The organism is Streptomyces sp. 150FB (assembly GCF_000818195.1).
GTDB lineage: Bacteria > Actinomycetota > Actinomycetes > Streptomycetales > Streptomycetaceae > Streptomyces.
The window spans coordinates 7,128,923-7,131,730 of the sequence record NZ_JTHL01000001.1 but is presented as its reverse complement, the minus strand read 5'-3'; the positions used below and the strand labels follow the sequence as shown (position 1 = coordinate 7,131,730).

Here is a 2,808-nt window from a genome sequence, read left to right as displayed (position 1 = left end):
GGCAGCCGGCTTGGGAGCCGGGACACCGGGCTTGGGGGCACCAGGGCGCGCCGTCTGGGCCGGTGCGGCCGGAGACGGTGCGGAGGGCCTCGCGGGGGTCGCCTTGCGGGGCGCCCCGGGCTTCGCCGCGGGCTTCCCACCGTTGCCGGAGGGGCCCTGCAAAGCATCTGTCAGCTTACGTACAACCGGCGCCTCGATGGTCGAGGATGCCGAACGGACGAATTCACCGAGTTCTTGGAGCTTGGCCATGACGACCTTGCTCTCGACGCCGAACTCCTTGGCGAGTTCGTATACCCGGACCTTAGCCACTTCGCTCCTTTTAGGTCCGGGTTACCGCCGGACCGTCGCTACTTCATGGGCGTACTCATCGCGTACTCATCGAGTGCTCATCGCAATCTCGACCTACTTCCAACTCGCGAGGTACCTGAACCGCACGGGGTTCCGTGCCGTACTTCTTCTTACCGTCCCGCATGTGCCGTCCGCTCGACATATTTCCGCAGTTCCGCGCTGTCGAGCGGTCCCTGGACCCGGAAGGCCCGTGGGAACGCCCGGCGGCGGACCGCCAGATCGAGACAGACAAGGGCGGGGTGCGTATACGCACCCCGGCCGGGCAGCGTACCGCGTTGATCGGGAACACATTGTTCATCGATCACCACGAAGCGCAGCAGATCGCTCTTGGCCACTCGCTCCCGGCACCCCACGCAGGTTCGCTCAGGGCAGGCTCGGTCGCTCGTCCGGCCAGACATCCTCAAGTCTACCTCCCCGCGCCGACGTCACCCCTCTGGGGCAAGATCCGGACGCTCGTCGCCCGCCGCGCCGGGCTGCTCCGTATCAGGACGGATGTCGATCCGCCAGCCGGTGAGCCTGGCGGCGAGCCGCGCGTTCTGCCCTTCCTTGCCGATCGCCAGCGAGAGCTGGTAGTCCGGCACGGTCACCCGCGCCGAGCGCAGGCCGAGATCGACGACCTCGACCTTGCTGACGCGGGCCGGCGAGAGCGCGTTCGCCACCATCTCGGCCGGGTCCTCCGACCAGTCGACGATGTCGATCTTCTCGCCGAGCAGCTCGGCCATGACATTGCGTACGCGCTGGCCCATCGGGCCGATGCAGGCGCCCTTGGCGTTGAGCCCCGAGCGGGTCGACCGTACGGCGATCTTGCTGCGGTGGCCGGCCTCGCGGGCGATCGCGGTGATCTCGACGGAGCCGTCGGCGATCTCGGGGACCTCCAGCGCGAAGAGCTTCTTCACGAGGTTGGGGTGGGTACGGGAGAGCGTGACGGAGGGGCCGCGCACGCCCCTGGCGACGCGCACCACGTACGTACGCAGCCGCAGCCCGTGCGTGTAGTTCTCGCCCGGCACCTGTTCCTGCACCGGAAGGATGGCTTCCATCTTGTCGTCCAGCTTGACCAGGACGTTCTTCGGGTCCTTGCCCTGCTGGACCATGCCGGCGACGACATCGCCCTCACGGCGCGAGTACTCGCCGAAGGTGACGTCGTTCTCGGCGTCCCGCAGCCGCTGCTGGATGACCTGGCGGGCGGTGGTGGCCGCGATCCGGCCGAAGTCCGACGGGGTGTCGTCGAACTCCTTGGCCTCCTGCCCCTCCTCCAGGTCGGCCGCGTCCTCCTTGGCCCAGACCGTGACATGACCGTTGTCGCGGCTGAGGACGACACGGGCGTGCCTGCGGCTGCCGTCCGTGCGGTGATACGCGATGAGGAGGGCCGATTCGATCGCCTCGACCAGCAGATCGAATGCGATCTCCTTCTCTTGTGCCAAGCCCTTAAGGAGCTTCACATCGATGTCCACGGCTACGCCTCCTCTTCCTTCTTGTCCTTGCGGGTGAACTCGAGTTCCACGCGCGCCTTGGCGATCCGCGCGAATTCGACGCGGCGGGCGGTGGGCTTGCGCCCCTTCACGCCCGGCACTTCGAGGTCGAGTCCTTCGTCGTCGACGGTGAGGATGCGGGCCACGAACTCGTCGCCCTCGTGCAACTGGAACTTGGCGAGCCGGCCGGTGGCGCGCACGTAATGGCGACGCTCCGTCAGCGGTCGTTCGGCTCCCGGCGAGGTCACTTCGAGCTGGTACTCGTCCTCACCCATCGCGTCGCTCTCGTCGAGCTTCTCCGAGATGGCCCGGCTCACCTCGGCGCATTCGTCGAGGTCCACACCGTCCTCGGAGTCCACCACGATTCTCAGCACACGGCGCCTGCCTGCCCGGGACACCTCGATCTCTTCCAGATCAAGATCCTTCGCGGCGACGAGCGGTTCCAGCAGTCCGCGCAGCCTCTCGCTCTCGGTGGTGCTCATCCGGGTGACTCCTCGGCCGCGTGTGCTGTTGTGGGTTCGTCTGGGTCAGGGAGCAAGGGTATCCGGTCCCGAGGGGTGTTGCCGTCCACCTTCGGGTGACCCGCAGGTACGCTCGCCTGCGGTGATCACTGCGAAGGCCGAGGAGAGACACGTGGGGCGCACGGGGACGACACGCAGACGTGCCCTCATGACGGCGGGTGCGATGACGGCCGGTCTGTTGACGGCCTGCTCCTCGGAGCCCCCGGGACCGGACTCGGCGCAGGCGCGCAAGGCGAAGGCGGCCGCGTTGGAGGAAACGACACTGCGCACCAAGGCGGCCGGCACGAGCCGGACCCTGCTCGCGCACTACGACGCCGTGCTCGCCGCCCATCCCGGAGAGCGTGCGCGCCTGACCCCGCTGCGGGCGGCGGTCGTGCGGCACATAGCGGCACTCGCCCCGAAGACCCGGGGACCCGTCAAGCCCCCGGCGGCGCCCGCCGTACCCGCCGCCCCGGCGGCTGCCGTCGCCG

4 protein-coding genes and 1 pseudogene are annotated in these 2,808 nt (G+C 68.6%); 1 reads left to right on the top strand and 4 read right to left on the bottom strand.

The window, feature by feature from the left end:
- From QR77_RS44180 to rimP, 4 genes are all read right to left on the bottom strand, one after another.
- Positions 1 to 309, bottom strand: a 309-nt coding sequence (locus QR77_RS44180; RefSeq protein WP_150130599.1) for a translation initiation factor IF-2 N-terminal domain-containing protein, incomplete at its 3' end; no start/stop codon positions are given.
- Between the two features lie 149 nt (positions 310 to 458).
- Positions 459 to 746, bottom strand: a complete 288-nt coding sequence (locus QR77_RS30645) for a YlxR family protein (RefSeq protein WP_063798100.1) — start codon at positions 744 to 746, stop codon at positions 459 to 461.
- Between the two features lie 27 nt (positions 747 to 773).
- On the bottom strand, positions 774 to 1,799 hold the full coding sequence (nusA, locus tag QR77_RS30640) for a transcription termination factor NusA (protein ID WP_040025248.1): 1,026 nt from the start codon (positions 1,797 to 1,799) through the stop codon (positions 774 to 776).
- Positions 1,800 to 1,801: 2 nt separating this feature from the next.
- Complete coding sequence (rimP, locus tag QR77_RS30635) at positions 1,802 to 2,299, bottom strand: ribosome maturation factor RimP (RefSeq protein ID WP_040025247.1); 498 nt, start codon at positions 2,297 to 2,299, stop codon at positions 1,802 to 1,804.
- A gap of 121 nt (positions 2,300 to 2,420) precedes the next feature.
- On the opposite strand from rimP, the pseudogene QR77_RS47020 reads away from it, so the two are divergent.
- A pseudogene (locus QR77_RS47020) lies at positions 2,421 to 2,808 on the top strand (hypothetical protein); the annotation flags it as partial.